At 71.6% G+C, this 23990-nt stretch carries 24 protein-coding genes and 9 pseudogenes; 17 read left to right on the forward strand and 16 right to left on the reverse strand.

Annotated features, from left to right (window positions below; genetic code table 11):
• The first annotated feature begins 50 nt into the window (after nucleotides 1–50).
• Nucleotides 51–1508, forward strand: coding sequence for a hypothetical protein (locus G5V59_RS06225; protein WP_278255911.1), 1458 nt, complete (start codon nucleotides 51–53; stop codon nucleotides 1506–1508).
• Nucleotides 1509–1588: 80 nt separating this feature from the next.
• On the opposite strand, the gene G5V59_RS06230 is transcribed toward G5V59_RS06225, so the two are convergent.
• The 3 genes and pseudogenes from G5V59_RS06230 to uvrA all read right to left on the reverse strand — a co-directional run bounded on the left by G5V59_RS06230 (nucleotide 1589) and on the right by uvrA (nucleotide 5270).
• Nucleotides 1589–1711, reverse strand: a complete 123-nt coding sequence (locus tag G5V59_RS06230) for a hypothetical protein (RefSeq protein WP_278255912.1) — start codon at nucleotides 1709–1711, stop codon at nucleotides 1589–1591.
• A gap of 47 nt (nucleotides 1712–1758) precedes the next feature.
• The gene (locus tag G5V59_RS06235) at nucleotides 1759–2241 is read right to left on the reverse strand and encodes a Rieske (2Fe-2S) protein (protein ID WP_278255913.1); all 483 of its coding nucleotides are present in this window, start codon (nucleotides 2239–2241) and stop codon (nucleotides 1759–1761) included.
• Between the two features lie 33 nt (nucleotides 2242–2274).
• Nucleotides 2275–5270: pseudogene (uvrA, locus tag G5V59_RS06240) on the reverse strand (excinuclease ABC subunit UvrA).
• Nucleotides 5271–5427: 157 nt separating this feature from the next.
• Between uvrA and G5V59_RS06245 the strand changes: the two are divergent.
• The 4 genes and pseudogenes from G5V59_RS06245 to G5V59_RS06255 all read left to right on the forward strand — a co-directional run bounded on the left by G5V59_RS06245 (nucleotide 5428) and on the right by G5V59_RS06255 (nucleotide 7397).
• Nucleotides 5428–6114, forward strand: a complete 687-nt coding sequence (locus G5V59_RS06245; RefSeq protein WP_278255914.1) for a maleylpyruvate isomerase family mycothiol-dependent enzyme — start codon at nucleotides 5428–5430, stop codon at nucleotides 6112–6114.
• Complete coding sequence (locus tag G5V59_RS35975) at nucleotides 6111–6329, forward strand: hypothetical protein (RefSeq protein ID WP_341350875.1); 219 nt, start codon at nucleotides 6111–6113, stop codon at nucleotides 6327–6329. The genes G5V59_RS06245 and G5V59_RS35975 overlap by 4 nt, the downstream gene beginning before the upstream one ends.
• A pseudogene (locus G5V59_RS35980) lies at nucleotides 6326–6613 on the forward strand (MBL fold metallo-hydrolase); the annotation flags it as partial. The gene G5V59_RS35975 and the pseudogene G5V59_RS35980, both read left to right, overlap by 4 nt.
• A gap of 313 nt (nucleotides 6614–6926) precedes the next feature.
• Nucleotides 6927–7397 carry an NUDIX domain-containing protein gene (locus tag G5V59_RS06255; protein WP_278259673.1) on the forward strand — a complete coding sequence of 157 codons (471 nt, stop codon included), beginning with the start codon at nucleotides 6927–6929 and terminating at the stop codon, nucleotides 7395–7397.
• 254 nt (nucleotides 7398–7651) lie between these two features.
• Here the strand turns inward: G5V59_RS06255 and G5V59_RS06260 are convergent, their stop codons facing one another.
• From G5V59_RS06260 to G5V59_RS06270, 3 genes and pseudogenes are all read right to left on the reverse strand, one after another.
• Nucleotides 7652–7810 (reverse strand): DNA-3-methyladenine glycosylase I, encoded by a 159-nt coding sequence (locus G5V59_RS06260; protein ID WP_278259674.1) that lies wholly within the window; start codon nucleotides 7808–7810, stop codon nucleotides 7652–7654.
• A 121-nt stretch (nucleotides 7811–7931) separates the two neighbouring features.
• A pseudogene (locus G5V59_RS06265) lies at nucleotides 7932–8228 on the reverse strand (DNA-3-methyladenine glycosylase I); the annotation flags it as partial.
• A 79-nt stretch (nucleotides 8229–8307) separates the two neighbouring features.
• Nucleotides 8308–8511 carry a cold-shock protein gene (locus tag G5V59_RS06270; protein ID WP_278255915.1) on the reverse strand — a complete coding sequence of 68 codons (204 nt, stop codon included), beginning with the start codon at nucleotides 8509–8511 and terminating at the stop codon, nucleotides 8308–8310.
• Between the two features lie 261 nt (nucleotides 8512–8772).
• Here G5V59_RS06270 and G5V59_RS06275 point away from each other — a divergent pair, with 261 nt between their 5' ends.
• The 3 genes and pseudogenes from G5V59_RS06275 (at nucleotide 8773) to G5V59_RS06285 (ending at nucleotide 11046) form a co-directional block, all read left to right on the forward strand.
• The gene (locus G5V59_RS06275; RefSeq protein WP_278255916.1) at nucleotides 8773–9339 is read left to right on the forward strand and encodes a hypothetical protein; all 567 of its coding nucleotides are present in this window, start codon (nucleotides 8773–8775) and stop codon (nucleotides 9337–9339) included.
• A pseudogene (locus G5V59_RS06280) lies at nucleotides 9290–9748 on the forward strand (GMC family oxidoreductase N-terminal domain-containing protein); the annotation flags it as partial. The gene G5V59_RS06275 and the pseudogene G5V59_RS06280, both read left to right, overlap by 50 nt.
• Before the next feature lie 119 nt (nucleotides 9749–9867).
• Nucleotides 9868–11046, forward strand: coding sequence for a GMC family oxidoreductase N-terminal domain-containing protein (locus G5V59_RS06285; protein WP_278255917.1), 1179 nt, complete (start codon nucleotides 9868–9870; stop codon nucleotides 11044–11046).
• A 104-nt stretch (nucleotides 11047–11150) separates the two neighbouring features.
• On the opposite strand, the gene G5V59_RS06290 is transcribed toward G5V59_RS06285, so the two are convergent.
• The 5 genes from G5V59_RS06290 to G5V59_RS06310 form a co-directional block, all read right to left on the reverse strand.
• The gene (locus tag G5V59_RS06290; RefSeq protein WP_278255918.1) at nucleotides 11151–11735 is read right to left on the reverse strand and encodes a 2Fe-2S iron-sulfur cluster binding domain-containing protein; all 585 of its coding nucleotides are present in this window, start codon (nucleotides 11733–11735) and stop codon (nucleotides 11151–11153) included.
• Nucleotides 11683–12174 carry an FAD-binding oxidoreductase gene (locus G5V59_RS06295; protein WP_278255919.1) on the reverse strand — a complete coding sequence of 164 codons (492 nt, stop codon included), beginning with the start codon at nucleotides 12172–12174 and terminating at the stop codon, nucleotides 11683–11685. Before G5V59_RS06295 ends, G5V59_RS06290 begins: the two co-directional genes overlap by 53 nt.
• Nucleotides 12175–12333: 159 nt before the next feature.
• Nucleotides 12334–13230, reverse strand: a complete 897-nt coding sequence (locus G5V59_RS06300; RefSeq protein WP_278255920.1) for a hypothetical protein — start codon at nucleotides 13228–13230, stop codon at nucleotides 12334–12336.
• Nucleotides 13227–13532, reverse strand: a complete 306-nt coding sequence (locus G5V59_RS06305; protein ID WP_278259675.1) for a Rieske 2Fe-2S domain-containing protein — start codon at nucleotides 13530–13532, stop codon at nucleotides 13227–13229. The genes G5V59_RS06300 and G5V59_RS06305 overlap by 4 nt, the downstream gene beginning before the upstream one ends.
• A gap of 26 nt (nucleotides 13533–13558) precedes the next feature.
• A complete protein-coding gene (locus G5V59_RS06310) occupies nucleotides 13559–13738 on the reverse strand; it encodes a hypothetical protein (protein ID WP_278260276.1) in 180 nt (59 codons plus the stop codon).
• Between G5V59_RS06310 and G5V59_RS06315 the strand changes: the two are divergent.
• From G5V59_RS06315 to G5V59_RS06345, 7 genes and pseudogenes are all read left to right on the forward strand, one after another.
• Nucleotides 13661–13995: pseudogene (locus G5V59_RS06315) on the forward strand (hypothetical protein); the annotation flags it as partial. The gene G5V59_RS06310 and the pseudogene G5V59_RS06315 sit on opposite strands and share 78 nt — an antisense overlap.
• Before the next feature lie 71 nt (nucleotides 13996–14066).
• Nucleotides 14067–14120 (forward strand): annotated as a pseudogene (locus G5V59_RS06320) (hypothetical protein); the annotation flags it as partial.
• Nucleotides 14121–14250: 130 nt separating this feature from the next.
• Nucleotides 14251–14361, forward strand: a pseudogene (locus G5V59_RS06325) (hypothetical protein); the annotation flags it as partial.
• 163 nt (nucleotides 14362–14524) lie between these two features.
• A pseudogene (locus G5V59_RS06330) lies at nucleotides 14525–14644 on the forward strand (acyl-CoA dehydrogenase); the annotation flags it as partial.
• A 121-nt stretch (nucleotides 14645–14765) separates the two neighbouring features.
• Entirely contained in the window at nucleotides 14766–14987 is a 222-nt protein-coding gene (locus tag G5V59_RS06335; protein WP_278259676.1) for an acyl-CoA dehydrogenase family protein, read from the forward strand.
• Between the two features lie 583 nt (nucleotides 14988–15570).
• Nucleotides 15571–16854: an acyl-CoA dehydrogenase family protein gene (locus G5V59_RS06340; RefSeq protein ID WP_278255921.1), complete on the forward strand. Its 1284-nt coding sequence runs from the start codon at nucleotides 15571–15573 to the stop codon at nucleotides 16852–16854.
• Nucleotides 16821–17507 (forward strand): hypothetical protein, encoded by a 687-nt coding sequence (locus G5V59_RS06345; protein ID WP_278255922.1) that lies wholly within the window; start codon nucleotides 16821–16823, stop codon nucleotides 17505–17507. The genes G5V59_RS06340 and G5V59_RS06345 overlap by 34 nt, the downstream gene beginning before the upstream one ends.
• Here the strand turns inward: G5V59_RS06345 and G5V59_RS06350 are convergent.
• Nucleotides 17425–18993: a hypothetical protein gene (locus G5V59_RS06350; protein WP_278255923.1), complete on the reverse strand. Its 1569-nt coding sequence runs from the start codon at nucleotides 18991–18993 to the stop codon at nucleotides 17425–17427. The two genes, G5V59_RS06345 and G5V59_RS06350, sit on opposite strands and share 83 nt — an antisense overlap.
• Nucleotides 18994–19167: 174 nt before the next feature.
• Here G5V59_RS06350 and G5V59_RS06355 point away from each other — a divergent pair, with 174 nt between their 5' ends.
• Complete coding sequence (locus tag G5V59_RS06355) at nucleotides 19168–20268, forward strand: hypothetical protein (RefSeq protein WP_278255924.1); 1101 nt, start codon at nucleotides 19168–19170, stop codon at nucleotides 20266–20268.
• Nucleotides 20269–20328: 60 nt separating this feature from the next.
• Here G5V59_RS06355 and G5V59_RS06360 read toward each other — a convergent pair whose 3' ends face one another.
• Nucleotides 20329–20460, reverse strand: a complete 132-nt coding sequence (locus G5V59_RS06360) for a hypothetical protein (protein ID WP_278255925.1) — start codon at nucleotides 20458–20460, stop codon at nucleotides 20329–20331.
• Nucleotides 20461–20567: 107 nt separating this feature from the next.
• Between G5V59_RS06360 and G5V59_RS06365 the strand changes: the two genes are divergently transcribed.
• Nucleotides 20568–21206: a phospholipase domain-containing protein gene (locus tag G5V59_RS06365; protein WP_278255926.1), complete on the forward strand. Its 639-nt coding sequence runs from the start codon at nucleotides 20568–20570 to the stop codon at nucleotides 21204–21206.
• Between the two features lie 455 nt (nucleotides 21207–21661).
• On the opposite strand, the pseudogene G5V59_RS06370 reads toward G5V59_RS06365, so the two are convergent.
• From G5V59_RS06370 to G5V59_RS06380, 3 genes and pseudogenes are all read right to left on the reverse strand, one after another.
• Nucleotides 21662–21880, reverse strand: a pseudogene (locus G5V59_RS06370) (short-chain dehydrogenase); the annotation flags it as partial.
• 92 nt (nucleotides 21881–21972) lie between these two features.
• Nucleotides 21973–22929, reverse strand: a complete 957-nt coding sequence (locus tag G5V59_RS06375) for a nitronate monooxygenase family protein (protein ID WP_278255927.1) — start codon at nucleotides 22927–22929, stop codon at nucleotides 21973–21975.
• A 272-nt stretch (nucleotides 22930–23201) separates the two neighbouring features.
• Nucleotides 23202–23918, reverse strand: a complete 717-nt coding sequence (locus G5V59_RS06380; protein WP_278259677.1) for an AMP-binding protein — start codon at nucleotides 23916–23918, stop codon at nucleotides 23202–23204.
• Nucleotides 23919–23990: the final 72 nt, after the last annotated feature.

Raw genomic sequence — 23990 nt, forward strand, 5'->3', positions numbered from 1 at the left:
TCGCCGCCGACAATCTCTTATCGAGCAATGTCAGGTGGTTTACTGTACTTATGGGTTGTTGTCGCGACGCCTACGGTTACCCCCTGACCACCAGCCAGGCCGCAGCCGAGGCCTACACCGACGGCGTCCGGGACCTGCTCCGGCTCCGTGCCGGCGCCGCTGCCCGGATCGCCACGTCGGTCACGCTCGACCCCACCTTCGCCCTCGGCCACGCCACGCTCGCGCTGCTCGCGCACGAGATGTGCGTCCAGGCCGACATCCCGGCCCGCCTGGCCGACGCCCGGCTGCACGCCGGGCGCGCGACCGAGCGGGAGCGCAGCCACGTGCACGCCGTCGAGCGCCACCTGCAGGGTGACCACGGACCGCTGCTGAGCCACCTGGCGTCGTACCCGCGCGACGCAGTGCTGCTCTCCGTCGCCATGCCCACGATCGCCTTCGCCGGCGTGACCGACCTGCCCGAGCAGGCCTGGTCGATCGTGGAGACCGCCGCACCGGCCTACGGCGACGACCCCTGGATCAACGGGCTGATGGCCTTCGTCCGGCAGGAGCAGCGCCGCTTCGACGAGGCGATGGAGTCTGTCCTGCCGCTCGCTCTCGGTGGAGCCGAGCGGCGGGCACGCCGCCCACGCCCGGGCGCACGCGCACTACGAGACCGGCGACCACGTCGCGGGGCTGGCCTGGATGGACGCCTGGGTGCTCGGCGACGGCGCGCGCACCGACAGCCTCACCCACTTCTCCTGGCACGCGGCGCTGCACGAGCTCTCGCTCGGCGACACCGCTGCCGTCCGGCGCCGGTACGACGCCCAGGCTCCAGCCCCGCCATGCCGTGGGCTGCCGCGCGCTGGTCGACACCGGCTCGCTGCTCTTCCGCTGGGCGCTCACGCCGGGCTGCTCCGACGTACCGTCGATGGCCGAGGTGGTCGCCCTCACCGGCCGCTCCGTGCTGGAGAATCCCGCGACGGCCTTCCTCGGGATGCATGCCGCTGTCGCGCTGCTGGCGGTGGAGGACACCGCCGGACTGGAGGAGCCTGGCCCGCTGGTGCGCGCGGCACGGCGGCGCCACCCACCGCGAGGTGGTCGCTCCCCCTCGCCGGTGCGCTCGCCCTGCTGTCCGCCGGCCGGTGGAGCGAGGGCGCCGACCGGCTGGCCGCGCTGTCGCCGCAGGTGTGGCGGCTCGGCGGCTCCGACGCCCAGCGCGAGATCGTCGAGGAGGCGCGGATCGCCGCCCTGCTCCGCGCCGGCCGGTACGACGAGGCACGACTCCTCCTCGACGCGCGCCTGGACCGCCGCCCCGCCGCGCGGGACGAGGCCTGGCGCGCCGAGGCTCAGGCCGCGACGATCTTGTCGCCCTGAGCCTTCACCGCGATCTCGGCCAGCGCCGACGGCGCCGGACCGCCCTCGACGTCGCCGGTCGCCGCGGAGTACGACGAGCCGTGGTGCGCACACAGGATCTTGCCGCCGTCCACGGACGTCACGAGCCTGGCCCTGGTGCGTGCAGACGGCCGTGAATGCCTTGAAGTCCCCCGCCGTCGGCTGGGTGAGCACGATCTTCTTGTCCGTGAGCACCACCCCGCCGCCGACCGGGACGTCACTGGCCGACGCCAGGCTCGTCACCCGCCGCGACCGACGGCGTGGACGATCCGCCCCCGTCGCTCCCGGCGCAGCCGGCCAGTGCGGCGGCCACGCCGAGAGCGCCGAGTCCCGAGAACACGATCCGCCGGCTCGCCCGTACCTCTCCCCGACGGGCCGCCGGCGGCGTCACGACTGGACGACCTGGTCGCCCTCGACCGAGACGGACACCGCGGAGAGCGCCGTCTGGGCCGGCCCGCCCTGCGGCGAGCCGTCGGTGATGTCGAAGGTGCTGCCGTGGCACGGGCAGACGATCTTGCCGTCCTTGACAGAGTCGACCAGACAGCCCTGGTGCGTGCAGACCGCCTTGAACGCCTTGAACTCGCCGGCCTTCGGCTGGGTCACCACGAGCTCGTCGCCCTTGAGGATCACGCCTCCGCCGACCGGTACGTCGGCCGTCGGGACCAGACCGCTCGCGGCCGCGCTCGAGCCACCCGCGGTGGACTCGGTCGTCGCGGCCGAGGTCGGCGCGCTGCTGGTGGGTGCCTCGCTGGTGGCGGGGTCGCCGGCCGTCGTACCGCCGTCGTCGCCGCACGCGGCGAGGAGGGGGACGCCGATGCCGAGGGTCGCTGCGCCGGACAGTGCACGTCGCCTGCTCAGGGGGGCCGTCATGCGCTCAGGCTACGGGGGATTCCTGAGATCAGGCTATGACGTGGCTGTCCGCTTGCGGGTCGTGGTCTTCTTCGCCGCGGCCTTCTTCGCGGCCGGTCGCCGGGCGGCAGTCTTCTTCGCCGGTGCCTTCGCCTCCGGCGCCGCGGGCGCCCGCTTGGGCCGGCCCGGCTGCTTCGCCGCGCGCCCGTCCAGCAGCGGCTTGAGGAACTGCCCGGTGTGGCTGGCCGCGACCGCGACCACCTCCTCGGGCGTGCCCTCGGCCACCACGGTGCCACCGCGCGAGCCGCCGTCCGGCCCCATGTCGATGATCCAGTCGGCGGTCTTGATGACGTCGAGGTTGTGCTCGATCACCAGCACCGTGTTGCCCTTGTCGACCAGGCTCGACAGCACGCCCAGCAGACTTGCGGATGTCCTCGAAGTGCAGGCCGGTCGTCGGCTCGTCGAGGACGTAGACCGTGCGCCCGGTCGAGCGCTTCTGCAGGCTCCGCGGCCAGCCTTGACCCGCTGCGCCTCACCGCCGGACAGCGTCGTGGCGGGCTGCCCGAGCCGGACGTAGCCCAGGCCGACCTCCACGAGCGTCTTCATGTGGCGGGCGATCGCCGGCACCGCGGCGAAGAACTCCAGCGCCTCCTCGATCGGCATGTCGAGGATCTCGGCGATGGTCTTGCCCTTGTAGTGCACCTCGAGCGTCTCGCGGTTGTAGCGCGCGCCGTGGCAGACCTCGCACGGGACGTAGACGTCGGGCAGGAAGTTCATCTCGATCTTGATCGTGCCGTCGCCGGCGCACGCCTCGCAGCGCCCACCCTTGACGTTGAACGAGAAACGGCCCTGCTGGTAGCCGCGCATCTTCGCCTCGGGCGTCTGCGCGAACAGGCTTGCGGACGTGGTCGAACACCCCGGTGTACGTCGCCGGGTTGGACCGCGGCGTGCGCCCGATCGGTGACTGGTCGACGTGGATCACCTTGTCCACGTGGTCCAGGCCGGTGATCTTCTGGTGCCGGCCGGGGATCGCCCGGGCGTTGTAGATCTGCTTGGCCAGCGAGGTGTAGAGGATGTCGTTGACCAGGGTCGACTTGCCCGACCCGGAGACGCCGGTGACCGCGCAGAACACCCCGAGCGGGAACGCGACGTCGATGTTCTGCAAGTTGTGCTCGCGGGCGCCGATGACCTTGAGTCTCACGGCCCACGGTGCGCGGGCGACGGATCGCCGGGACGGGGATCTCGCGCCGGCCCGACAGGTACTGCCCGGTCATCGAGTCCGGGTGCTCCAGCAGGTCCTTGACCGTGCCGGAGTGGACCACCTGGCCGCCGTGCTCCCCGGCACCGGGGCCGATGTCGACGATCCAGTCGGCGACCCGGATGGTGTCCTCGTCGTGCTCGACGACGATCAGGGTGTTGCCGAGGTCCTTGAGCCGGACCAGGGTCTCGATCAGGCTTCTGGTTGTCGCGCTGGTGCAGCCCGATCGAGGGCTCGTCGAGGACGTAGAGCACGCCGACCAGGCCGGCACCGATCTGGGTCGCCAGCCGGATCCGCTGCGCCTCGCCACCCGACAGCGAGCCCGAGGGCCGGTCCAGGGAGAGGTAGTCGAGGCCCACGTCCAGCAGGAAGTTGAGCCGCTCCTGGATCTCCTTGAGCACCCGCTCGCCGATCTGGCGCTCGCGGGCGGACAGGTCCAGGTCGTTGAGGTACGCCGCCGCCTCGTTGATCGGGAGGGCGCACACCTCGGCGATGTTCTTGCCGCCCTTGTCGAGCGCGCCCAGGGTCACCGCCATCGAGACCGGCTTGAGCCGGCTCCCCCGGCACACCGGGCACGGGACCTCGCGCATGAAGCCCTCGAAGCGCTCGCGGCTGGTGTCGCTCTCGGCCTCGCGGTGCCGGCGCTCGACGTAGGTCCGCACGCCCTCGAAGTCGGCGTAGTAGGAGCGCTGGCGGCCGTAGCGGTTGCGGGTGACGACGTGGACCTTGGTGGAGTGGCCCTCGAGGATCGCCTTCTGCGCCTTGGTGCCGAGCCTGCTCCCAGGGGGTGTCGACGTCGAAGCCGAGCTCCTCGCCCAGGGCGACCAGCAGCCGCCCGAAGTAGTCCGCGACGTGGGCGTGGCTCCACGGCTGCAGCGCACCCTCGGCCAGGGTCGCGGTGGGGTCCGGGACGACCAGACTCGGGGTCGACCTCCATCCGGGTGCCGAGGCCCGTGCAGGACGGGCAGGCGCCGAACGGGGAGTTGAACGAGAACGAGCGCGGCTCGAGGTCGTCGGTCTCGATCGGGTGCTCGTTGGGGCAGGCCATCTTCTCGGAGAACTTCAGGCTCCTGGCCGCTGTCGACCAGGTCGAAGACGACGAGCCCACCGGCGAGGCCGAGCGCCGTCTCGACCGAGTCGGTCAACCGGCGCTTGGCGCTCTCCTTGACCGCGAGCCGGTCCACCACGACGTCGATGGTGTGCTTGTACTTCTTGTCCAACGTCGGCGGGTTGTCCAGGTTGTGCGTCTCGCCGTCGACCCGGGCGCGGGAGAAGCCCTGCGACTGCAGGCTGGCGGAACAGACTCGACGAACTCGCCCTTGCGCCCGCGCACGACCGGCGCGAGCACCTGGAAGCGGGTGCCCTCCTCGAGGGCGAGCATCCGGTCCACGATCTGCTGCGGGGTCTGCCGCTCGATCGGGGCGCCGCAGGTGGGGCAGTGCGGACGGCCCGCGCGGGCGTAGAGCAGGCGCAGGTAGTCGTAGACCTCGGTGATGGTCCCGACCGTCGAGCGGGGGTTCTTGCTCGTGGACTTCTGGTCGATGCTGACCGCGGGCGAGAGCCCCTCGATGAAGTCGACGTCCGGCTTGTCCATCTGGCCGAGGAACTGGCGCGCGTACGCCGACAGCGACTCGACGTAACGGCGCTGGCCCTCGGCGAAGATGGTGTCGAAGGCCAGGCTCGACTTGCCCGAGCCGGACAGCCCGGTGAAGACGATGAGCGAGTCGCGCGGAAGGTCGATCGAGACGTCCTTGAGGTTGTGCTCGCGCGCCCCACGGATGATCAGGCTGATCCTGCACTACCGGTCCCTTGCTACTTCGTCGGTCGGGCCTGTCGAGACCCTTCGAACAAACGTTCGCCATCGTACGACGCGCAGGCAAGCCCCCGCGACAGGTTCTCACCCTCTCACCCGCCACCGACAACGGCCGGGCCACCGGCAGAATGTGCTCGTGACCACTCCACTGGACGCCGCCGACGCGCGGCTGCTGCGCACGGTCGACGGGCTCGGCGACGCCGCCTTCGCCGAGGACAGCCTCTGCGACGGCTGGACCCGTGCCCATGTCACGGCCCACCTCGCCCTCAACGCGGAGGCGCTGACCGGCGTGCTGCGCGGGATCCGCGACGGCGTGCCGACCACGATGTACGTCGACAGCGCGGCCCGCGACGGCGACATCGACGCGCTCGCCGCCGAGCCGCCGTCGGCGATCCGCACGCGGCTGCGTGCCGCGTGCGCCGCCTTCGGGGAGGTCGCCGGCGTCGCCGACGGGCTGGGGCCGGAGGTCACCTTCGAGCGCACGCCGGGTGGCCGGGTCACGCCGGCGGCCGCCGTACCGTCCATGCGGCGCAGCGAGGTCGAGATCCACCACGCCGACCTCGGCGCCGGCTACTCCCCCGCCGACTGGCCGCCCGCCTTCGCGCTCGACCTGCTCGCCTCCTCCGCCGAGCGGTACGACGGCCCCGGCTTCCACGTCGTCGCCACCGACGAGCCCGCCCGCTGGGCCTTCGGCTCCCCCGATGCCGACGCGGTCACCGTGAGCGGCCCCGCCGCCGCGCTGGCCTGGTGGTCGACCGGTCGCGACGCCGGCTCGCTACTGTCCAGCACGAACGGTTCGCTGCCCACCCTGGAGGGACGATGAGCCTACACCGGAGACGTGAAGGTCGGCGGTCCCGTCGACGAGCGTGCCCTGCCCGCACTGACGATCACCAAGGTCGCCGTCGACGAGAAGATGGCCAACAACGCCTACCTGCTGCGTTGCCACGACACCGGCGAGCAGGTGCTCATCGACGCCGCCGACTCCCCCGACCTGCTGCTGCAGGCTGGTGGGCGATGCCGGGCTCACCACCGTCGTGACCACCCACCAGCACTGGGACCACCACCGCGCGCTGGCCGCCGTCGTGGAGGCCACCGGCGCGGCGGTCGTCGCCGGCGAGCCCGACGCGGACGAGATCACCTCGCAGACCGGTGTCCCGGTGACCCACCGGGTCGGCGACGGCGACACCGTGGCGGTCGGCTCGTGCACCCTGGAGGTCATCCGGGTCACCGGCCACACCCCGGGCTCGATCTGCCTGCTCTACCGCGATCCCGAGGGCTCGCCGCACCTGTTCACCGGGGACTCGCTGTTCCCCGGCGGGGTCGGCAACACCTTCGGCGACGCCGACGCCTTCCGCACGCTGATCGACGACGTCGAGACCAAGGCTCTTCGGCACGCTCCCCGACGACACCTGGTTCTACCCCGGGCACGGATCGGACTCGACGCTCGGCGCCGAGCGGCCGCACCTGGCGGAGTGGCGCGAGCGCGGCTGGTGAGCCTCACCCGGCGACGAGCTCGTCCCCCTCTACGACGACGCCGGGCACCCCACCGGCGAGGTCGTCACCCGCCGCGAGGTCCGCGCCGGCAACCTCCGCCACGCCGCGACCGCGGTCGTCGTGCGCAACCGCGCGGGCGAGGTGTACGTCCACCGTCGTACCGACACCAAGGACGTCTTTCCCGGCTTCCACGACTTCGCCGCGGGCGGGGTGCTCCAGATCGGCGAGGACCCGTACGACGCCGCGGTCCGCGAGGCGCAGGAGGAGCTCGGCGTCACCGGCGTCGCGCTGACCGGGCTGGGTGAGGGCGACTACGCCGACGACCACACCCGCTACCACGCGTTCTGCTTCACCTGCGTCTACGACGGCCCGATCACCTGGCAGCCCGAGGAGGTCGCCTGGGGTGCGTGGGTGAGCGTCGCGGAGCCTGCGGGAGATGGTCGCGGCCGAGCGCTTCGTGCCCGACACGATCGCGCTGCTCGGCGCCCACCTGCTCGGGGCTCACTGACCGTAGGAGTACCGCAGGCTCCGCCGCGAACAGCACCGTCAGCCGGTAGCGGAACGGGCTGGCGTGACCGGGCAGCGGATCGGCGGCGAGCCAGACGAAGGTGAGCGCGGAGTCGCCGCCGTCCGACTCGATCAGCGAACTCGACCCGGTCGTCGGGACGGGCAGCCCACAGCGAGGACCAGACGACGCGCTCGTTCTCGACCGACTCCAGCACCTCTGGCCACTGCTCGCCGGTGTCGAGTCTCGAGCCACACCCGCGAGCCAGTACGACGGGGCGCGACCAGGTCCGCCCACAGCACCCGCGGCGGCGGAGGCAGGCGAAGACGGCGCCGGGCGAGACTCGACCATGCGGGCGAGGCTAGACGGGCGGGGTGAAGTCCGCGCGGGCTCTTGCGACCTCGTCCCGGGTCACGCACCCCTCGACGTGGTCGTTGACGAGCCCCATCGCCTGCATGAACGCGAAGGCGGTAGTGGGCCCGACGAAGCGCCAGCCGCGCTTCTTGAGGTCCTTGGACATCGCGATCGCGGCCGGCGAGGTGGTGAGGGCCTGCGGCTCCCCCAGACTCGTCGAGGGACGGCTCCCACGACCAGAAGTACGCCGCGAGCGAGCCGCGGTCGGCGATCGACTCCAGGGCGCGTGCGGCGTTGTTGACCACGGCCTCGATCTTGCCGCGGTGCCGCACGATGCCGGCGTCGGCGAGGAGTCGCTCGACGTCGCTCTCGTCGTACGCCGCGACGGTCTCCATCGCGAAGCCGGCGAAGGCGGCGCGGAAGGCCGGGCGCTTGACCAGGATGGTGCGCCAGGACAGGCCGGACTGGAAGCCCTCGAGGCTGACCTTCTCGAACAGGCGGCGGTCGTCGACGACCGGGAAGCCCCACTCGGTGTCGTGGTAGGCGGGGAACTCGGGGGCGGAGACCGCCCAGGGACACCGCAAAAGCCGTCGGGGCCGGGCACAGCGCTCGTCATGGGACGAACCCTGCCACCCGGCCCCGACAGAGACCGATCAGGAACGATCAGATCGCGCGGACGTTCTCCGCCTGCAGGCCCTTGGGACCCTGGGTGACGTCGAACTCCACCTTCTGGTCCTCGGCGAGCGACTTGAAGCCGCTGCCGGCGATGCCGGTGTGGTGGACGAAGACGTCAGCGCCGCCGTCCTGCTGCGCGATGAAGCCGAAGCCCTTGGTGTCGTTGAACCACTTCACGGTGCCGAGCGCCATGTTCTTTCTCCTTGTGTCATCCATGAGAGCCGCGCGGGCCGAGTGGTCCGCGTGGGCTGAAACCAACTGAAACCGCGCCTCGTGGATTGACCAGGTGGTGCTACAACAGTGACCGCCGTCGGCTGGATTTGCCGGCGGAGTGACGGCCCGGCGTGCGGACCGCTTTCAACAGGAAAGACGCTACCACCGTGACCCTCGCCCCGGGGCATCGCGACACCCTAGAGTCCGTTCATGGCGTTCACTCCTCGGCAGGTCCGGGCGATGGGTCTCATCGCCGACACCTTCGCGACCGGGGGCGACGGAGTCCCGTCTCCGACCGACGTGGGCGCGCACGGCCTGGCGCTGCGCATCGCCGAGGCCAACCCGCGGGCGAGCGAGCCTGCGCCGACCAGGACGCTCCTCGACCTGTGGGACACCCGCGCGCTCGGCGTCGCGCTCACCGGCCGGCCGCGCCGGTTCTCCGAGCCTGAGCCAGCCCGAGCGCGAGCAGGTGCTGCTCTCGCTGTCCGACTCGCGGGTCGGCGCGAAGCGCGCGCTCTTCCAGGGGCTCAAGACCGCCGCCCTGTTCCCGTACTACATGACCGGCGGCCCGGGGCTGTGGGACGGCATGGGCTACTCCGGGCCCCTCGGGCGTCGTACCGACGCTCCGGCCCCGGTGATCGAGCCTCTCGACGTCACCCGCGACACCGACCTGTCCTGCGACGTGGTCGTCGTCGGCTCCGGAGCCGGCGGCGGTACGACGGCCGGGGTGCTGGCCGCGGCCGGGCTCGACGTCGTGGTGCTCGAAGCGGGCGGCTTCCACGACGAGCGGCACTTCGACGGCGGTGAGGAGACGGGCTTCCTGGGCTCTACGCCCTCGCGCCGCAGGCGACGGCCGAGGGCCAGGTGCAGCCTGGTCGCCGGCCGCGGGCTGGGCGGCGGCACGGTCGTCAACTACACGACGTCCTTCCGCACCCCCGACCACGTGCGCGAGGAGTGGGCCTCGCTCGGCGCCACCCAGTTCACGACGCCTGAGTACGACGCCTCGATGGACGCCGTCTGCGCCCGGCTCGGCGTCAACACCGAGCACGACAAGGCCGCGCCGCGCGACGCGATCCTGGAGCGCGGCGCACTGGCGCTCGGCTGGGAGTCGGCGGCGATGCCGCGCAACGTCCTCGGCTGCGACCAGGACGTCGAGTGCGGCCGCTGCGGGATGGGCTGCCGGGTGGGTGCCAAGCAGTCCACCGCGAAGACCTGGCTGGCCGACGCCGCCGCGGCCGGCACCCGGATCCTCACCGGCGTGCGCGTGCGCACCGTCAGCACCAGACTTCGGTCGCGCCACCGGCGTGGAGGGCAGGCTCCGCCGACGGCCACCGGGTGCGGGTCCGCGCCCGCGCCGTGGTCGTGGCCGCCGGCGCGATCCAGACGCCGGCACTGCTGCAGCGCAGCGGCCTGGCGAACCCCAACATCGGCCGCTACCTCCGCCTGCACCCGGCCACCGCGGTCTGGGGCCGGATGAACGAGCCCGTGGACGGCTGGGTCGGCTCGATGCAGAGCCGCTACGTCGACGCGCTGACCGATCTCGACGGCGACGGCTACGGCGTGCTCTACGAGACCGCGCCGCTCACGCCCGGCTTCGGGTCCGGGTTCGTCAACTGGCGCGGCTCCGCGGACTTCCGCCGACGGATGGTCGGCTTCAAGCACACCCTGGGCGTCGCGGTGATCGTCCGCGACCGCGACCCGGGCGGCACCGTGCGGGTGGGCCGCGACGGCGAGCCGGTCGTGAAGTACCAGCTCTCCCCGCGCGACACCGACCACCTCGTCCGGGGCCTCGTCGGCGGAGCGCGCATCGCCGAGGCCGCCGGCGCCGACTGGATCGCCTCCACCCACCACCGCACGGTCAGCCTACGAGCCCGGCCGGATCGGCTCGATCGAGGGCTTCGAGGCCGACCTGCGGGCGGCGGGCGCCGCACCGGCGACGATGGCGCTCGCGGCACTGCACATCATGGGCAGCGCCCGGATGGGCGGATCGGCCGCGACCTCCGCCGTCGACCCGGACGGCCAGACCTGGGACGTCCCCGGCCTGTACGTCGCCGACGCGTCCTGCTTCCCCACCGCCTCCGGCGTCAACCCGATGATCTCCATCGAGTCGATCGCGCACATGATCGCGACCCGGTTGGCGGCGCGGCTCGCCTAGAGCGCGAGCAGGTGCTTCTCCAGGCTGGCGGCCACCTTCGAGCCGAGGACCTCGATGCCACCGGCGATCACCGGAGTGGCGAGCTTGGCGACGCCGTGCGGGGAGAACTCGCTGCGGTAGGTCACCGTGGTGGTGTCCCGGCCGGACTCGAAGGTGATCGTGTCGCGCAGGCTCAGGCCGTTGGCGCTCCCGGTCAGGCTCGAAGACCTGCTCCGGCTCGAAGCGGACGACCTCGTAGTCGACCTCGGTCTCGTGGCCGAGCATCGACGACACGTTCTTGTACGTCGTGCCGACGCCGCCGTCGCCCGACGTACGGGTCGTGGAGACGGTGGGCGGGTCCCACTCCTCGGTGTTCGTGAAGTCGCTGAGGTAGTCCCAGACGACGGAGACGGGCTTGGGGACGGTGATCGTGCGCTCGACGGTCGGCATGCGCCGGAGGTACCCGCCGGGCGCGGGGCGAGTCCTAGGAGTAGGTGACCTTCACGTGGTCGGTCACCGGCACCGACTGGCAGCCGAGCCGGATGCCGTCGTCCAGGTCCTCCTGGTCGAGGACGTCGTTGCGGAGCATGCGGACCTCGCCCTCCAGCAGCCGGATCGCGCAGGCCGAGCACTCCCCCTCCCGGCAGGAGTACGGCGCCTTGACGCCCTTGCTCTCCAGGAAGTCCAGCAGCCTTGGTCCGCGGGTCCCAGTCGTCGAAGGTGTGCTCCTCGCCGTCCAGGCTCGACCTCCACCTTGACCGGCCCGGCCGGGGCGTCGGCGAAGACGTCGGCGGCGGCACCGTCGTCGTCGGAGTCCGCCAATGCGATCTCGCTCTCGGCCGCCTCGACCTCGGCGAGGTCGCCGAAGGGGTTGCCCCCGAGGGAGACGAACTTCTCCTGGTGGCGCAGGCTGCGCGGGACCTCGAGCTCCTTGAGGACGGTGGTGACCATCTTCATGAACGGCGCCGGGCCGCACACGAAGGAGTCCCAGCCGCCGTGCTGGGCGCAGAAGGCCTTCAGCCTGCGCCTCGGTCGGCAGACCCTGGACGGACCCCAGCCAGTGGATCACCTGCAGCCGGTCGGGGTGCTCGGCGGCGAGGCGGGACAGACTCGGCGGCGAAGATCACGGACTTCTCGTCGCGGTTGGCGTAGAAGACCACCACCCGCCCGGAGCCCTCGGCGAGCGCCGTCCGGGTGATCGACATGACCGGCGTGACTCCGGAGCCACCGGCGAAGAGCAGCAGGTCGGCGTCCAGCGAGGCGGGGGTGAAGATCCCGGACGGCGGCAGCACGCGCAGGGTGTCGCCGACGGAGAGGTTGTCGCAGATCCAGTTGGAGGCGTACCCCTCGGCCGTGCGCTTGACGGTCACGGTCAGCGGGCCGCCGTCGTGCGGGCTGCTGGAGAGCGAGTAGCAGCGGGCGGCGATCCCGGTCTGGGTGCTCGGCACGGCGACGGTGAGGAACTGGCCCGGCTTGTAGGCGAACCTCTCCTCCTCGCCCGCAGGCACGGCGAAGCTCGATGGACTTGGCGTCGGCGGTCTCCTCGACCACGCCGACGACGTCCGGGACGAAGGACTCGATGTCCACGAAACTCCTCAAGCAGGGGGCTCAGTAGCCGTCGTACGCGCCGACCGGGACAGGCTCCGGCCCGGACGGCGTCGTCGATGCTAGCCATCAGCCGCGAGCACGGCTTGTGCACGTCCCGACGGCCGGGACCGGCGTCGCGGAGGACGAACTCCTGGCACGCCGCCCGGGCCTCCGCGCTCCACTGCACGGAGGTCTGGTGGTCGCTGTTCTTCTTCACCCTGACCCGGGCCAGGCAGTCGAGGCAGGCGACCTCGACCAGGCGGTCCTCGGTGTAGAGGCGCTGGTCCTCGAGGGTCTCCGGGCTGCGCGGGACGAAGGAGGCCATGGCTCAGTGCCCGACGGTCTCGCCGTCGGCGGCCATCCGGGCCAGGTTCTCGGCGACCTCGGCGTGCCAGTACTCGTTGGCCTTGGTGGTGTCGACCTCGAACTCGAAGCGGTCGGTCATCTCCGCCTTGATGTCGGCGACGTCGACGTAGAACTGCTCGTACCAGCGGCGCAGGCTGGTAGACCGGGCCGTCCTCCTCGCACAGCAGCGGGTTCTGCACGGCCACCTTGTTCTCCCAGATCGCGACGTCCTGCAGGAAGCCGTCGCCGAAGGACTCGGTGTAGCGCTCGGCGATGTAGGCGCAGGTCTTCTCGTCCAGGCCCTCGGGCTTGCGCACGCTGATGCCGTACTGCAGCCGGAAGGACGAGGGGCCGGTCGGGATGTGGCAGTTGATCAGGATGACCTCGGTGACGAAGCCCTTGTAGTCGACCTCGAGCCAGTTGATCATGTACGCCGGTCCGTAGTAGGTCGCGACGGACTTGAGCGTGGAGTTCTCGTCGCCGTACCCGCCGCCGGCGGTGTCGGGCCGCCCCTTCGACTCCATGAACTGGGTGGCGGTGTGGCCGTCGAAGATGTTGCGGAAGCTCGTCGGGAACGCGAAGTGCACGTAGTAGAAGTGCGCCATGTCCGCGACGTTGTCGATCAGGCTCACGGCAGTGCGAGCCGTTGATGTCCTTGATGTGCCACGACCACGGCGTGTACTTCTCCGTCATGACGTCCGGCAGGCTCCGGCGGCAGGATCTCGTGGTCGGCGGCCGAGCCCTCCGGGTCGTGCCACACGAGCAGCCGACCGTTGCGCACGACCGTCTCGTAGCGTTGCGTTCGCGCTCGCAGCGGCACCCGCCGGGCGTAGGGGATCTGCTTGCACTTGCCGTCGCCGCCCCAGCGCCAGTCGTGGAACGGGCAGGCGATCTGGTCGCCCTTCACCTCGCCCTGGGTGAGGTCGCCGCCCATGTGGCGGCAGTAGCCGTCGAGCGCGTTCAGCCTGACCCTGCGAGTCCTGCCACACGACCAGACTTGGTCTCGAAGCCCTCGATCGCGTGCGGCTTGCCGTCGCGGAAGTCCTCGGCGAGGCCGAGACAGTGCCATCCCCGCGCGTAGCGCGTGGGCGCGGCGCCCTGGTCGAGGCTGCGCACATTGGAAAGGGGCGTGTCGGTCATGTAGAACACGTTACAGTTTTGCCGTTACGCTGGCAACGACACGCCCCGCCGAGGACCCGTCACAGGAGACCCGATGCACATCGACCTGGAGCCGCAGCAGGCTCGCCCTGCGCGAGGAGCTCCGCGACTACTTCGCCCAAGCTCGTCACCCCCGAGATCCGCGCCGGGCTGGCGTCGGCCACCGGCGAGTTCGGCGAGGCGGGCGTCTACAAGGACGTCATCCGCCAGATCGGCAAGGACGGCTGGCTGGGCATCGGCTGGCCCAAGGAGTACGGCGGCCAGGCCCGCTCGATGGTGGAGCAAGCTGATCTTCACCGACGCGGCCGCCGTGGCCGGCGTACCGATCCCCTACCTGACGCTCAACACCGTCGGGCCTACGATCATGCGCTTCGGCAGCGAGGAGCAGAAGGAGTACTTCCTCCCCAAGATCCTCGCCGGCGAGCCTGCACTTCTCCATCGGCTACTCCGAGCCGGGCTCGGGCACCGACCTCGCCTCGCTGCAGACCAAGGCGGTGCTCGAGGGCGACGAGTGGGTGATCAACGGCCAGAAGATGTGGACCTCGCTCATCCAGTACGCCGACTGGATCTGGCTGGCCTGCCGCACCGAGCCCGACGCACCCCGCCACAAGGGCCTGTCGATGATCCTGGTGCCCGCCGACGCGCCGGGCGTGAGTTTACACGCCGGTGCACACCGTCGCCGGGGTCGGTACGTCGGCGACGTACTACTCCGACGTACGCGTGCCCGCGAGCAACCTGATCAGCGAGCGCGGCGGCGGCTGGGCGCTGATGACCAACCAGACCAACCACGAGCGGGTGGCGCTGACCTCGGCCGCTCCGCTCATCCACTCCCTCGGCCTGGTCAAGGACTGGGCACGCGAGACCGGCGTCATCGACACCGAGTGGGTGCAGATCGCGCTCGGCCGCGCGCACGCCCGGGTCGAGGCACTGTCGCTGATCAACTGGAAGGCTCGCCGCCGACGCCGACCACGGCGTCGCGCTCTCCCCCGCCGAGGCCTCGGCCACCAAGATCTACGGCTCCGGTCTGGCGACCGAGGTCTACCGCGCGCTGATGGAGATCGTCGGCCCGCACGCGGGCGTGACCGGCGAGTCCCCCGGCGCGGTGCTGGCCGGGCGGCTGGAGCGCTTCCACCGCTCGTCGCTGGTGATGACCTTCGGCGGCGGCACCAACGAGATCCAGCGCGACATCATCGGCTACGTAGGACTCGGCCTCCCGGCCGCGAAGCGCTGAGGAGCGGACACATGGACTTCATCTTCACACCCGAGCAGGACGAGGCCGCCGAGTCGACGGCCTCGATCCTCGGGGACAAGACCACCAACGAGCGCCTCAAGGCCGTCGAGGCGGAGGGCGACCGGTTCGACCGCGCGCTGTGGGCGACGCTGGGCGACGCCTTCGACTGGACCGAGTCTGGACCTGGTCACCCTCGCCCGGGTGCTGGTCGAGGTCGGCCGTCATGTCGCGCCGGTCCCCCTCGCCACCCACGTGGCGTGCACGACGCTGCTCACCGGGGCCGGTCAGCCTGCCGACCGCGGTCTGTACGCCGCCGCGGTGGCCGAGGAGCGCGCGCACCTGCCCGCCTCCCCCACCGTCACGGCAGACGCCGACGGCGCGCTCACCGGCACCAAGACGCTGGTGCGCGGAGGGATGGCGGCCGACGCGCTGCTCGTCACCGCGACCGGCCCCGACGGGGTGGGCGTCTACCTCGCCGACGCCGAGGGCCTGGACCGGCAGGCGCAGCGGACGAGCGACGGCGACGTCGCCGCCCTCGTCGCCTTCGCCGGCACTCCCGCCACGCGGATCGGCGGCGCGGACGTTGCCGAGCGCTTCGGCCAGCTGCTCGTCGCGCTCTCGGCCGCCGAGCAGACTCGGCGTCACCGAGGGCGCGCTGCGGCTGACCGCGGAGTACGCCAAGACCCGCGAGCAGTTCGGCCGTCCGATCGGCACCTTCCAGGCGGTGTCGCAGCGCCTGGCCGACGGCTTCATCGACGTGCTGGGGCAGCGACTGACGCTCTGGCAGGCGATCTGGCGACTGTCCGAGGGGCTGCCGGCGGCGACCGAGGTCGCGACCGCGAAGGCTCTGGGCCGCCGACGCGGGCCACCGGATCGCGCACACGACCGTGCACGTGCACGGGGGCGTGGGCATCGACCTGGACGGCGAGGCGCACCGGTACTTCACCACCGGCAAGCGCTTCGAGTTCCTCTTCGGCGGTGCCACCGAGCAGGCGCTGGCGATCGGCCGCAGCCTTCGCATGACGGTCCGGGACCTGCTCCTCGCCCGCGCGGAGGACGATCGTCCGGCGCTGCGCTGGCGGGAGGAAGGCTCGGTCCGCACCCTCACCTGGCGCGAGTACGTCGCCGCCGCGGCCCGGCTCGCCGCCGACCTCGAGCACGTGCTGGATCCCGGGAGTCCGCCCCACGTGGGCGTCCTGCTGCCCAACGGGCCGGCCTTCGCGCTGCACCTGGCGGCGGCCGGCCTCGGCGGGCACGTGCTCGTCGGGCTGAACTCCACCCGCCGGGGCGAGGCGCTGGCCGCGGACGTCACCAAGGCGGACTGCCAGGTGGTCGTCGACTCCCCCGGCCGGGCGCTCGCCGCGCTGGCCGCGCCGGACGCACCGTTCCCGGCGGTCCGGCCGGACCCCGACAGCCTGTTCATGCTGATCTTCACCAGCGGCACGAGCGGCTCGCCCAAGGCGGTCCGCGTCACGCACCAGAAGATCACCGGCCCCGGAACCCACCTGGTCGGCCGGCTCGGGCTCACCGCCGACGACGTCCACTACGTCGCGATGCCGCTCTTCCACTCCAACGCGGTGATGGCGGGCTGGGCTCCGGCGCTGACCACCGGGGCGGCGTTCGCGGTGGCCCCCTTCTCGGCCAGCGGCTTCTTGGGCGACGTACGCGACTTCGGGGCGACGTACGCCAGCCTACGTCGGCAAGCCGCTCACCTACGTCCTCGCCACCGAGGCGCAGCCGGACGACGCGGAGAACCCGCTGCGGATCGTGTTCGGCAACGAGGCCAACGAGGGCGACATCGCCGACTTCGCCCGTCGCTTCGGGTGCGAGGTCGTGGACTCGTACTCCTCGACCGAGAACGCCGTGATCGTCCAGCGCCGGCCCGGCATGCCCGCGGGCAGCCTCGGGATGCCGCTCGACGGGATCAAGGTGCTCGCCGCGTCCGGCGAGGAGACCCCGGACGCGGTCTTCGACGCGGCAGGCCGGCTGCTCAACGCCGAGGCCGCCGTCGGCGAGCCTCGTCAACACCACCGGCCGGGGCGCCTTCGCGGGCTACTACGGCGACGAGGCGGCCGAGGAGGAGCGGATGCGCGGCGGGATGTACTGGTCCGGCGACCTGGCCTACCGCGACGCCGACGGTTGGGTCTACTTCGCCGGCCGCACCGGCGACTGGCTGCGCGTGGACGGCGAGAACCTGGCCGCGGCACCTGTCGAGCGGGTCCTGCTGCGCCATCCCGCGGTCGCCGAGGCGGCCGTGTACGCCGTACCGGACCCGAAGGTCGGGGACCGGTCGCCGCGGCGCTGGTGCTGCGCGGGGCGCTCGACCCCGGGGGCCTGGAGACCTTCCTGGCCGGTCAGTCCGACCTGTCGGACAAGGCGTGGCCGCGCTACGTCCGGGTCGTCGAGGACCTGCCCCGCACCGCCACCAACAAGGTGCTCAAGCGCGTGCTGGCGGCCGCCGGGGTGCCGGCGCCGGGGACGGCCTGGGTGCGTGCGGAGCGCGGGACGTCGTACCCCTGACCGGACGGCTCAGGGAAGGAGCGCCGCGGCCGGCCCGCGCAGGCCGACGGCGAAGAAGCCCTCGTCCATGTCGGTGTACCAGACCTGCTTGCGGGCCACGTCCCACGCCGGCTGCGAGAGCGCGGAGGCGCCATCGGGCCCGGGCTGGTTGAAGTAGCCCACCTCCCGCGGGTGCGCGACGTCGGAGATGTCGAACAGCCGCAGCCCGGAGCCGATCATCGAGCACGCCGCGATCCGCGGGTCCGCGCGGGTCGGCAGCGAGCAGTAGTGGCCGGTGTAAGCTGCGCACGATCTCCTGGGCACCCGGGTCGCCCATCACCGCGGCGCGCACCTGCGGGTCGTGCACCTCCAGCCGCACGTTGGAGACGACGTACGGCGCCCGCGGGTCCGTCACGTCGATGATCCGCGCCGCCCCGACCGGACTCTTGGCCGAGTTGATCCGGGTGATGTCGCCGAACAGGTCGCTGAACTCGTCGACCTCGAAGACGTACTGCCGCCCGTCGCGGGTGAAGGGCTCGGCCACCTGCGGGATGGAGGACTCCTCCCAGGTGAGTCGTGAGAGCGTGCGGATCTGCGGGTTCGGCCGGCGGTCCTGGATGTCGGAGACGTCGAGGACGTCCAGACCCGCGCCGTCGATCGCCGAGCCGTTGAGGATGCTCGGGCTGCCGATGTTCGCGACGTACATCGTCCGGCCGTCGTCGGACAGGCGCAGGCCGTGGTAGACGACGCCGGTCTTGGTGCGCAGCACCCGCGGGGTGCGCGGGTTGGTCAGGTCCACGGCGGTGAGGGTGAACCCCGCGGCACCCGCGGTCCAGAAGGTCTTGCCGTCCGGCGAGAAGCCGCTCTCGTGGCCGAGCACGCCGTTGAGCGTGGTGGACATGAGCCGCGGCTTGCGGCAGTCCTGGCTCACGTCGTAGACGTCGAGGATCCCGGGCGCCGTGCCGAGGGTCCCCATCACGGCGGCGAGCAGCCCCCGCTCGTTGTTGACGAGCAGCGACTCGTGTGGCTGCAGCATGGCCGGCGTGAGCAGGTTGGCCGTCTGGACAGGATGTGCCGGGTCGGTCATGTCGAGCACCACCACGCCCAGCCCGGCGCCGCCGTTGAGCAGGCCCTGCAGGTTGAGGCCCACCATCAACGCGGAGTCGTAGTACGCACACGTCCGACCGGTCACGTCGGTGTAGCGCTGCACCTTGTACCCGCCCGAGCCGAACGCCGTGCGCGAGCCGTGGTGCCCGACCTGCTCGGTGTTGCACCGGTAGCCCTGCAGGGCACGGCCCGAGTCGTGGTCCGCCTTCGGCACCCGGCCCTGCTCGGCCGTCTCCGGCAGGTCACCGCTGCCGCAGGTGGCCCGTGGGACACCGGCGAGCGAGAGGTCGGCCTGCGACGAGCCCGCGGTCAGCACCGCGCCCGTCACCACCAGGGCGGCGATCGTGCCGGCCACCAGCAGCCGTCGTACGGCGTGGCGTGCGCGCTTGTCGTGCACCATCTCGACCCCCATGTCGGACTGTGATGCGCACCACCTTGGCACGGGGTGCGAGCCTGGGTCGAGGACGTGTCCACGACAGACGGGAGATGACCAGGCGATGGCGGCTCGGTGACGCACCTTGCCGCCGTGCCCTCCGGCGTGGAACGGTCTCACCCGACCTCGGAGGGAGCACTCGTGGAGTCTCAGTCGCCGGAAAGTCCTGACCCGCACCTCGGCCGTCGGCCTTGCCGCGCTCGCCGGGTCCGGGAGCGAGCGTGCCGACGCCGCGCCGCGCACGGTCGGGGCCGCGGCCCCGACCGGCACGATCAAGGACGTGCAGCACGTGATCGTGCTGATGCAGGAGAACCGCGAGCTTCGACCACTACTACGGCAGCATGCGTGGCGTCCGGGGGTTCGGCGACCGCAGCACGATCCAGCCTGTCCGGCGGCCGGTCGGTGTTCGAGCAGCCGAGCGGCACCGGCCGCCAGTACCCCTTCCCGCTGGGGTCGGGACCCAAGAACGGCACCCACGACCCGCAGTGCGTCGGTGACCTGCCGCACGGCTGGAGCGACCAGCACGCCGCGTGGAACGCCGGCAAAGCTCGATGCGTGGGTCTCCGCCAAGGGCGCCGCCACCCTGGGCTACCTGACTCGCGCCGACCTGCCGTTCTACTACGCCCTCGCCGACGCCTACACGATCTGCGACGCCTACCACTGCTCCGTGCTGTCCTCGACCGGACCGAACCGGCTCTACCTCTTCTCCGGCACGATCGACGCGGCCCACAGTGGAGGCACCTACAGCAACGGCGGCGACTTCCTCGGCAAGAACCTCACGTGGAAGACCTACGCCGAGTCGCTGGAGACCGCCGGCATCGCCTGGAAGGTCTACCAGGGCAGCGACAACTACGGCGACAACGCGTTGCAGTACTTCAAGGCGTTCTCCCCCGCCACCGACACCAGCACCGCCGCGAAGAAGAAGGCCAACAGCAAGGTCCCCTCCGGCTCGGGCAACATCGCCTCCGACATCGTCGGCGCGGTCAAGGCGGACGTGCTCGCCGGGACGCTGCCGCAGGTCTCGTGGATCGTCACCGACCAGTTCAACTCCGAGCACCCGACCGGTCCGACGCGCAACGGCGAGTGGCTGGTGAGCAACCTGCTCACCGCGCTGAACGCCGACCCGGCCGTCCTCGACTCCACCGTGCTCTTCGTCAACTACGACGAGAACGACGGCTTCTTCGACCACGTCCCGCCGCCGGTGCCGTCCGGCGGTCAGACCGACGAGTTCGTGAACGGTAAGCCGGTCGGGCTGGGCTTCCGGGTGCCCCTGCTGATCGTGTCGCCCTGGACCCGCGGCGGCTACGTGTCCTCCGAGGTCTTCGACCACACCTCCGTCATCCAGTTCCTGGAGAAGTGGACGAGCGCGATCGGCAAGAGCGCACCGAGCACCACGATCAGCGCCTGGCGGCGCTCGGTCTGCGGCGACCTCACCTCGGCCTTCGACTTCGCGCACCCCACCACCGGGCTCCCCCCGCTGCCCTCCCCCGGTGCCCTGCGGACCAGCTTGCTCCAACGCGCCGGTCGTCGACGGCAACGCGATGCCGGTCCAGGAGCCCGGCACGAAGCCCGCCCGGCCGGTGCCCTACCAGCCGAGCGCCTTCGTCTCCTCCTGGACCGTCTCGGGCACGACGATCAAGGTCAACATCTCGATGACCAACAGCGGTGCGCCGGCCACGCGGTCCGCGCACTACGCGGCCTACGCCAACGCCTTCCGCGGCGGCGGTCCGTGGCAGTACACCGTCGACCCGGCGACGACCACGACCGACTTCTTCAACGTCGGCAGCGGCTACGGCGACGGCAGGTACGACCTCACGGTGGTCGGCCCGAACCGGTTCCTGCGCCGGTTCACCGGCAACGCCGCCACCGCCGCCGGCCGGGCCGTCGAGGCGACGACGCGGATCGCGGCCAAGACGGGGTCGACGACGCCGGCACTGTGGTTCGACCTCGCCAACTCCTCCGGCTCGTCGGTGACCTTCACCATCACGTCGAACCACTACCGCGACGACGGCCCGTGGACCTACACGGTGCCCAGCGGCAGCACGCGCAGCGACTACTTCGACGCGGTGACCAACCAGGACGGCTGGTACGACTTCACCGTGACCGTCAGCAGCGACGCGACCTGGAGCCGCCGGGTCGTCGGCCACGTCGAGACCGGACAGCCCAGCATCACGGGCTGACGGCGGCCCTCAGCGGGCCTCACCCGTCGTACGGGACCTCGGTCTGCCAGTCGGCCTCGTCCTGGTCGATCGCGGCGCGCAGCGCCCTCGCGACGTTGTCGGGCGCGAACGGGCCTTCCTTCGCCAGCAGGCCGCGCACCGTCACCGAGACCGCTCGGACGCCGTCGTCCTTCAGCGACGCGTCGATGCTGTGCACCAGGTTGCGGATCCCCGCCTTCTGCACACCCAGCGAGGCGGCGCCGAACCACGGCTTGTCGGCAGCCATGCTGCCGGTGACGGTGATCCGCCCGCCGGGCCGCAGGAAGGGCCGCGCGGCCTGGAGCACGGAGAGCAGCGACCCGACACCCAGACGTACGTCGTCCAGCAGGCTCCTCGGGGCTCAGCGTGAGCGGGTCCTTCTCGCGGTACGCCGAGGGGTTGAAGTGGACCACGTCGAGATGGCCGACGTGCTCGCCCATCCGTGTCACGGCGCCGCGGGTGGCGATGTCGTCGGTCAGGTCGACCACCGAGGAGCCGGCCAGCGCACCGGCCGCCTCCACCTCGGCTCGCAGGGCGACGAGCACGTCCTCCTCGGCGCCGAGGAGGCCCACGCTGCCGCCCTCCGCGGCGTAGAGGCGGGCGAGCGAGCCGCTCACCCCGGGTCCGGCTCCGGCGATCAGCACGTTGCGGGTCATGCCGCCAGCCTAGGCCTCCGCCGAGGGCGCGGCACGGGACACGGACCGCAGGTCAACGGGGGGCAGAGACCTGCGGTCCGTGTCACGTGGGCTCAGGTGCCGGCGATCCCGTCGAGCTTCTTGACGGTGTCCTCGAACTCGGCGACCAGGTCGGCCATCACCTCGGCGACCGGGCGCACCTCGTTCATCCGGCCGACGATCTGCCCGACGGGCATCGAGATGACATCGGGGTCGCCGGAGGCGTTGATGCGGTTGTGGGCGTCCGCGACGAGCAGGTTCTGCAGCGGCATGGGCAGCGGCGCGGGCGCACCCTCCTCGGCCCAGGCCTCGGTCCACCTGGTCTTGAGCAGGCGGGCCGGCTTGCCCGTGTAGATGCGGGTGCGGACGGTGTCGGAGGAGGTCGCCCGCAGGAAGGCGGTCTCCCAGCCCCGGTTGGAGGCGAGGTTGCGGTACTCCTCGGTGCCGAGCCAGATCGACCCGGTCCACACGCCCTGCGCGCCGAGCGCGAGCGAGGCCGCGACCTGGCGGCCGGAGCCGATGCCCCCCGCCCCGAGCACCGGTACGTCGGGCCCGACGGCGTCCACGATGTCCGGGGTCAGCACCATCGAGGCGATCTCGCCCGTGTGCCCGCCCGCCTCGTAGCCCTGGGCGATGATGATGTCGACGCCGTTGGCGACGTGGCTCTGCGCGTGCTTCGGGGCACCGGCCAGGGCGGCGACCTTGAGGCCTGCTGCCTGGCACTCGGCGATCACGTCGTTGGGCGGGGTGCCGAGCGCGTTGGCGATGAGCACGGGGCGGTGCTGGAGCGCGACGTCGACGTGGGAGCGGGCCATCGAGTGGAGCCAGCCGAGCACGCCCTCGCGGCCCTCGCCCTCCGGCAGCGGCGGCACGCCGAGCCTGAGCAGGGTCTCGTCGACGAACTTGCGGTGGTCCTCGGGGATGTAGGCCGACAGGTCGGTCGAGGTGCCCTCGGTGGGGACCTTCATCGGCATGACCACGTCCACGCCGTACGGCTTGCCGTCGGTGTTGTCGTCCATCCAGGTGAGCACCCGGTCGAGTCTCGTCGGGGTCGTTGAAGCGGACGCAGCCGAGCACCCCGAGCCCACCGGCGCGGGAGACGGCGGCGGCGACGTGCTCGGACGGGGTGAAGGCGAAGATCGGGTACTCGATCCCGAAGGCCTCGCAAAGCGGGGTGCGCATCAGGCGTTGGCTCCTGCGGTGTCGGTCTGGTCCAGGGTGGTGCGGGCGGCGAGGGCCATCTCCTTCGCCTTGGGGTACTGCGCCTTGCCCGTCGCGTTGCGCGGGATCTCCGGCACGACGGTCAGCGCGCGCGGCGCCTTGTAGCCGGACAGGTGAGCGCGCAGGAAGGTGCGCAGGCTCCGCCAGACTCGACGGTGTGACCCGGACGCGCCTCGACGACGGCGGTGACCGCCTGGCCGTACTTGTCGTCCGGCAGGCCGACCACCAGGACGTCGTACACGCCGGGGTGGGCCTTGATCGCCTGCTCGACCTCCTCGGGGTAGACCTTCTCCCCGCCGGTGTTGATGCAGTTGGAGCCGCGGCCGAGCAGGGTGATCCGGTTCCCCTCCTCGATCCGCGCGTTGTCACCGGGGATCGAGTAGCGCACGCCGTCGATCTCGACGAAGGTCCGCGCCGACTTCTCCGGGTCCTTGTAGTAGCCCACCGGGACGTTGCCCGAGCGAGCCGTGCGGCCGATCTTGCCGACGTCCTTCACCGGGTCCAGCGGCCGGTTGTCGTCGCCGAGGATCACCGTCGTCGGCGGGATCGAGACGACCGGTCCGTCGGTCGACAGGGCGCTGGCGTCCTGCAGGCCGGTGCCCTGGAAGCCGGTCTCGGAGGAGCCGACCGAGTCGGTGAAGACCGCGTTGGGGAAGGCCTTCATCCAGCGCTCCTTCACCGACTTGGAGAAGATCGCGGCGGAGGAGGCGATCGCGAAGAGCGTCTGGCCGTCGTACCCCCCGGCCTCGTAGGCGTCGATCAACGGCACGGCCATCGCGTCGCCGGTCATGAAGAGCATCTGCACGCCGTGCTGGTCGACCAGCCTCCCAGGTGCGGACCGGGTCGAATCGGGGCTCCAGGATCGTCACCT

It is taken from the genome of Nocardioides convexus, from assembly GCF_011090295.1.

Coding starts and splice junctions, on each gene's coding strand:
- G5V59_RS06225 (WP_278255911.1), top strand. CDS start 51: ATGGGTTGTTGTCGCGACGCCTACGGTTACCCCCTGACCACCAGCCAG.
- G5V59_RS06235 (WP_278255913.1), bottom strand. CDS start 2,241: ATGACGGCCCCCCTGAGCAGGCGACGTGCACTGTCCGGCGCAGCGACC.
- G5V59_RS35975 (WP_341350875.1), top strand. CDS start 6,111: ATGAGCCTACACCGGAGACGTGAAGGTCGGCGGTCCCGTCGACGAGCG.
- G5V59_RS06260 (WP_278259674.1), bottom strand. CDS start 7,810: ATGTCCAAGGACCTCAAGAAGCGCGGCTGGCGCTTCGTCGGGCCCACT.
- G5V59_RS06270 (WP_278255915.1), bottom strand. CDS start 8,511: ATGGCGCTCGGCACCGTGAAGTGGTTCAACGACACCAAGGGCTTCGGC.
- G5V59_RS06275 (WP_278255916.1), top strand. CDS start 8,773: ATGGGTCTCATCGCCGACACCTTCGCGACCGGGGGCGACGGAGTCCCG.
- G5V59_RS06305 (WP_278259675.1), bottom strand. CDS start 13,532: ATGGGCGGCGACCTCACCCAGGGCGAGGTGAAGGGCGACCAGATCGCC.
- G5V59_RS06310 (WP_278260276.1), bottom strand. CDS start 13,738: ATGACCGACACGCCCCTTTCCAATGTGCGCAGCCTCGACCAGGGCGCC.
- G5V59_RS06350 (WP_278255923.1), bottom strand. CDS start 18,993: ATGGTGCACGACAAGCGCGCACGCCACGCCGTACGACGGCTGCTGGTG.
- G5V59_RS06365 (WP_278255926.1), top strand. CDS start 20,568: ATGCCGGTCCAGGAGCCCGGCACGAAGCCCGCCCGGCCGGTGCCCTAC.
- G5V59_RS06380 (WP_278259677.1), bottom strand. CDS start 23,918: ATGCTCTTCATGACCGGCGACGCGATGGCCGTGCCGTTGATCGACGCC.